The organism is Roseofilum acuticapitatum BLCC-M154 (assembly GCF_030068475.1).
GTDB classification, from domain to species: Bacteria; Cyanobacteriota; Cyanobacteriia; order Cyanobacteriales; family Desertifilaceae; genus Roseofilum; species Roseofilum acuticapitatum.
Genome location: NZ_JAQOSP010000144.1, coordinates 1 through 5789 on the forward strand (window position 1 = coordinate 1; position 5789 = coordinate 5789).

Genomic DNA, 5789 nt, shown 5'->3' on the forward strand with positions numbered 1-5789 from the left:
GGCGATCGGCATGGGGCGGGTTAACCCACCCCATTAGGACTCCCACCCAGAACTCTCCTAAACCCGCCCTCCTCGACCGGGCGTTCGCCGGTTCATCTAATAATGAACAATTGACCATCGGGATAGGGCGGGTTTACGTCATTGATGGTGGGTATCCTAAACCTGGGTAAAACCCGCCCCTACAACATCGCCGGTTCAATTAAAAATTAAAAATTAAAAATTAAAAATTAACAAGCCCAAACCGTAGGGGCGGGTTAAACCCACCCATAACGACACCCACCCATAACTGTCCTAAACCCGCCCTCCACCACCAGGCGATCGGCATGGGGCGGGTTAAACCCACCCATAACGACACCCACCGATACCTGTCCTAAACCCGCCCTCCCCCACCGGGCGATCGCGAGAGGGCATCCGGAATCCACAAGCCCCACCTGTAGATAAACACAGGACATGAAAACCTAAACCACCGATTAAATTTTGAAAAAATTCCCGTGCAGGTAGACACATTTTCAAAATCTGGTGGTATCATTGTCTCTGTCACGTGCCGTTAGAGTGTTTGGGTAAAATTGCCAATACCTCTAACCCCCAGCCAGTAGGCTATACTGTGACCTGTACCCCAGAGCCAAATTTCTGAAAAAATGCCCATTGAGCAAATTTTCGGTTATCATGCTCAAGGACAGTTAAGTTAAAATGTGTCTCTGCACAAATATACAAGTACATCTAACAACGTTGTGGAGTGAACGATGAGCGGATTTACAAGACAAGACTTTCCCAACCAGTTTGCAACTCGTTACTGGTTCGGAACTAACCAAGGCGAGCCAGGTATCAATCTGAGTGTTGATGAGGCTAACCTAGGGTCTCAAGATATCGTCTATGGCTACCAAGGAAATGATGTCATCAGTGCTGACCTATCCCCTACATTGATTGTATTCGGGGGTCAAGGTGACGACAGTATCGTAGGGAGTCAGCGACCTCTCGCCCTTAATATCCTGTCCGGCGATCTGGGTAACGATACCATCGTTCTCCAAGGTGGAAACCTTCCCCAAGCTTTCGGAGGTCAAGGCGATGATTCTCTGTATGGTTCAGGGGGTTCCAATGAAAGCATGTTTGGAGGTCAAGGAATTGATATCATTCGAGGTCGAGGTGGCAATGATTTTCTATCTGGAGATCGCGGTACTGACATTATTTGGGGTGACGATGATGGTGTAGCCTCGAATGATACCATACTAGGTGGAGCAGACAGTGACACCATTGTTGGTGGCGGTGGTAATGACTCTATCCATGGTGGTCAAGGCAATGACTACATCGATACAGACGCAGCTTTGGTATTTGATAGCACGAATGGAGTGAATCGGATACCGACAGACGCAGCTATTGTATCGGGTAACGATACCATCTCTGGTGACGCAGGTGACGACACCATTGGTCGAGAAACATCAACTGAGAACAAGACTTACTCCGGTGGAGATGGCGCAGATAGCGTTATTGGTGGTGTAGGTAATGACTCTATCACCGGAGATGAAGGTAATGATATCCTCCGGGGTGGAAACAATGGAAGGGACACGATTATTGGCGGAGCAGGTGATGACTCTATCCAGGGAGGTGATGAAAATACTCCTGTAGCTGGTACTTTCCTCCTCGATTCTTTGCTTGGAGAAGAAGGAAGCGACACCATCAATGGTAATGGAGGAGATGATTTTATAGATGGTGGTATTGGTCAAGACAGCCTCTTAGGTGGAAATGGTGTCGACAATATTTTTGGTGGAGACCAAGCTGACACCTTGCAAGGTGAAGATGGCAATGATAGCCTGGTTGGTGGTCGTGACAACGATCTGCTAGAAGGCGGAAAAGGAAGTGACACTCTCACCGGTGGATTAACCGGTGATATTTCAACAACCACTACCCCAAGTAATACCCCTGGTGAAGATACCTTCCGATATGCCGTGACATCACTTATAACCTTTGATGCTGATGGTACCGCGCCGGCCTTGGTTGCTACTGATGCTGATTGGATAACCGATTTTCAGGTTGCTAGTGATAGGATTGAAGTGGTAGAAGCATCAACTACCATCGCCGCCGCAGTCGGAAATATTCCTATTGGAACCTACAACTTTGGCGGTACATTTGGTGGTAGTGGTGTTGGTGGTAATGGTGATGGTCTCGCGTTTGGTCAGATTGGTGCTGCCAATGCTACAGTTAATAGTGTTGCGGGCGCATATGTATTTGTTGAAACAGGTGATGCTGCTGGTGCTACCAATACCTTTAGCGCTACAAATGATGTTGTACTAGCTTTCTTGAATGGTGTAACTGCAACTCAGTTAACAGCTTCCAACTTCATTTAACTAGCTCAAGCATTGATTCACTAGCTTTTTTCTAGTCAGATAGGGTGCGTTAATAACGTACCCTATTTTGCTATCTCCAGACTCAACCCCAAAATCCAACTCCATGTCATGAACACCACCGCCGCATCCTCCCTCTTTGCCGACGAGTCCGTAGACCTGATCTTCATTGATGCGGGGCACAAATACGACGACGTAAAAGCGGACATCATCCACTACACTCCCAAACTCAAACCCGGCAGCACTATGCTCTTCGACGACACCGAAGAAAAATGGCCCGGTGTCATGCAAGCGGTGCAAAATTGCTCCCTTGCCGGCGAACTTATCGCCCCCTCCCTCTGGTGTCACCGGAAAATCAATTAAAAATTAAAAATTAAAAATGAACGGGGAACCAGAAACCCGGTTTCTTCAAGAAACCGGGTTTCTAGCCGTAGCCATAGGGTGGGCAGGAACACCAGTCGTAGGGGCGGGTTTTTCAACCTATCAGGAAACTAAGCCATGACCTTTGTAAACCCGCCCCTTATGCTCCCCATTCCCTAAGACTAAGCGTTGACGGGGGTGGGTTGGTGTTGGAAAAAGCGATCGCGAATTGAATCAGCCATTTGTGCTGGCATTAATCCTAACTCCGTTTTCGACTGATCCGGTGTGGCATGATCCACCAGGATATCAGGAACACCTAAACGCTGAACCGGAACCACAATATTAGCATCCATCAGCGCTTCGACCACACCCGAACCGAAACCACCGATTAAGCTGCCTTCTTCCAGGGTGGCAACCCGGCCGATTTTTTCGGCTAAAGGCACAATCAACTCCGTATCTAAGGGTTTAGCAAAACGAGCATTCACCACCGTCGTTTCCACTCCATGTTCGCTCAACAACTCAGCCACCTGGAGCGCAGGATGCACCATGGAACCATAGGCAACCAGAAGTAAATCATCCCCATTGCGTAAGATTTCCCCTTTGCCAATTTCCAAGGGTTCCCAACCTTCTTCCATCAGGGGCACACCGTAACCATTACCACGAGGATAGCGCATGGCGATCGGGCCATCCGTATACTCAATTCCCGTCACCATCATCCGTTGCAGTTCCCCCTCATCTTTAGGAGCCATCAGCACCAAATTGGGCAAGCAGCGCAAATAAGAAATATCATACATTCCTTGGTGAGTCGGGCCATCTGCACCCACAATTCCCGCCCGGTCTAAACAGAAGAACACCGGCAGTTTTTGGATACAAACATCATGGATCACCTGGTCATAAGCCCGTTGCAAGAAAGTCGAATAAATAGCGGCAACCGGCCGCATTCCTTCGCAAGCTAACCCCGCAGCCAGAGTCACCGCATGTTGTTCGGCAATGCCCACATCAATATACTGATTGGGTAACTTGGCGTGCAGTTTATCCAAACCCGTTCCTGTCGCCATGGCTGCCGTAATGCCGATAATCTTGGGATTATTTTCCGCTAGTTGAGTCAAGGTATGTGCCCATACTTTGGAGTATGACGGGGGTTTGGGCTTATTGGAGGGGATAGCCTTACCGGTAGCCAAATTAAAGGGACTTTGGGCATGATAGCCTACTTGGTCTTTTTCGGCGATCGCATAGCCTTTCCCTTTCGTCGTCGCCACATGCACCAACACCGGCCCCTCGATTTTGTGTGCCTGTTCAAACGTAGCAATCAGCTCCTGCAAATCGTGGCCATCCACCGGCCCCATATAAGTAAAGCCCAATTCCTCAATCACAGCGCCCACTTTAGACATTGCCAAGCGCTTCATCCCTTCCTTCACTCGCTCCATCTCTGGAGTAAAAGTTTCGCCCAAGAACGGAATATGCTTAAATTGCTCCTCCAGATTATCCGTCAAAAACTGCATCTGCGGACTCAGGCGCATTTTATTCAGATACCGGGAAATCGCCCCCACATTAGGCGAAATCGACATTTCATTATCATTCAAGACCACCAACAGCCTTGTATGGGGCAAATGACCCGCATGGTTAATCGCTTCTAGGGCCATTCCCCCCGTTAGCGAGCCATCCCCAATGATGGCAGCCACCTTATAATTTTCGCCCATCCTATCCCGTGCCAAAGCCATCCCCAGAGCCGCAGAAATGCTCGTAGAAGCGTGTCCCGCACCAAAATGGTCAAATTTGCTCTCACAGCGTTTCAAATAGCCTGCAATCCCATCTTTTTGCCGTAAGGTATGAAATTGGTTGTAGCGTCCCGTAATCATTTTATGGGGATAGGCTTGGTGACCCACATCCCAAACCACTTTATCATGGTCAAGATCCAGGGTTTGATAGAGACCTAAAGTCAGCTCAACTACCCCCAAACCGGGCCCCAAATGCCCTCCACTAGCGGCGATCGTTTGTAGATGCTTTTCTCGGATCTGACGAGCGACTTGTTCCAATTGGGCAATGGACAAGCCATGCAATTGGTTGGGATGAGTGAGTTCACTTAAATGCATAGGTAAGGTGTCCTCTGTTTTTCATAAACTTAGTTTTCCATACCTTATCCACTGTAAATTATTAGAGAGCAGTTGTAGCTTCTAATCTCACTTCAAGCAATAATTAGACACAACTGCTTGCCCTGTTGCTTTTCGTGAGGAGCTGTAAGAATGCCTAATGGTAAATTTCCCTTAACTTCTGCTTTGAATCCCTTGATGGGCGGGCTTTTGCTCACCGCCTTCAGTGCTGTATTGGGGTCTTCTGAACCGGCGATCGCCCGTAATGCCTTTGAAACCTGCAATTATGAGTTAGCCCAGATCGGCATCTCTGCCCCAGAGCGCTCTATTGCTTGTGGAGCAGCCCTATATCCCAAGGATATTTCCGCCTGTGTCATTAGAATTGCCAATGATAATGATGATATTGGCCCCTCAGCCGCCCTATCAACCTGTCGTCAAGTGCGTCGTCCCCTAGATTTAGCCAGTTGCGTAACCGATATTAATCGCCTAGATGAATCCGATCTCATCGCCACCACTGCCCTAGAGACTTGTCGGCGAAGTCTTTTACCCCAACGCTTTGCCCAATGCGTCGTCGGTATGAGTCGGGATATGGACTTAAGCACCCAAGTGCTAATCAACAATTGCATCGAAGCCCGCGATCAACCCAGAGGATTCTATCCTAATTTATCTAACGTCGGACAACCCTTAGCCCCCACCCCCGGAGCGCCCCCACCCCTACCCCTGATTCCTGGCATTGAACCCGATTTAGATCAGTTAGGTGTTCCCTCTCGATAGTCGCAAGTAGGACGGGGGATCTCGCCAAGTGCTGTATTGGGCCGCCTGCGGCCCCCGGGTGTTGGGGGGGGAGGTGGGCGCCACGGCGGCGGGCCCGGGGGCGCGCCGGGGGGTGCGGTGCGGCGGGGGCGCGGGGGCGTGGGGCCGAGGGGGGTCCGAGCATCTTGCTCGCTATCACAAGGATGGGGAGATGGGGAGATGGGGGTGCGAGCATCTTGCTCGCTAT

4 protein-coding genes are annotated in these 5789 nt (G+C 49.8%); 3 read left to right on the forward strand and 1 reads right to left on the reverse strand.

Annotation, left to right across the window (positions count from 1 at the left end):
• The first annotated feature begins 743 nt into the window (after nt 1-743).
• The gene (locus tag PMG71_RS22105) at nt 744-2342 is read left to right on the forward strand and encodes a calcium-binding protein (protein ID WP_283755901.1); all 1599 of its coding nucleotides are present in this window, start codon (nt 744-746) and stop codon (nt 2340-2342) included.
• A 108-nt stretch (nt 2343-2450) separates the two neighbouring features.
• A complete protein-coding gene (locus tag PMG71_RS24280; RefSeq protein ID WP_430541028.1) occupies nt 2451-2702 on the forward strand; it encodes a class I SAM-dependent methyltransferase in 252 nt (83 codons plus the stop codon).
• Between the two features lie 179 nt (nt 2703-2881).
• Here PMG71_RS24280 and dxs read toward each other — a convergent pair whose 3' ends face one another.
• Complete coding sequence (gene dxs / locus PMG71_RS22115; protein ID WP_283755903.1) at nt 2882-4792, reverse strand: 1-deoxy-D-xylulose-5-phosphate synthase; 1911 nt, start codon at nt 4790-4792, stop codon at nt 2882-2884.
• 150 nt (nt 4793-4942) lie between these two features.
• On the opposite strand from dxs, the gene PMG71_RS22120 reads away from it, so the two are divergent.
• Nucleotides 4943-5563, forward strand: a complete 621-nt coding sequence (locus tag PMG71_RS22120) for a hypothetical protein (RefSeq protein ID WP_283755904.1) — start codon at nt 4943-4945, stop codon at nt 5561-5563.
• Nucleotides 5564-5789: the final 226 nt, after the last annotated feature.

Excerpts from the sequence above, each read along its gene's own strand:
- PMG71_RS22105 (WP_283755901.1), top strand. The coding sequence starts at position 744 with ATGAGCGGATTTACAAGACAAGACTTTCCCAACCAGTTTGCAACTCGT.
- PMG71_RS24280 (WP_430541028.1), top strand. The coding sequence starts at position 2,451 with ATGAACACCACCGCCGCATCCTCCCTCTTTGCCGACGAGTCCGTAGAC.
- dxs (WP_283755903.1), bottom strand. The coding sequence starts at position 4,792 with ATGCATTTAAGTGAACTCACTCATCCCAACCAATTGCATGGCTTGTCC.
- PMG71_RS22120 (WP_283755904.1), top strand. The coding sequence starts at position 4,943 with ATGCCTAATGGTAAATTTCCCTTAACTTCTGCTTTGAATCCCTTGATG.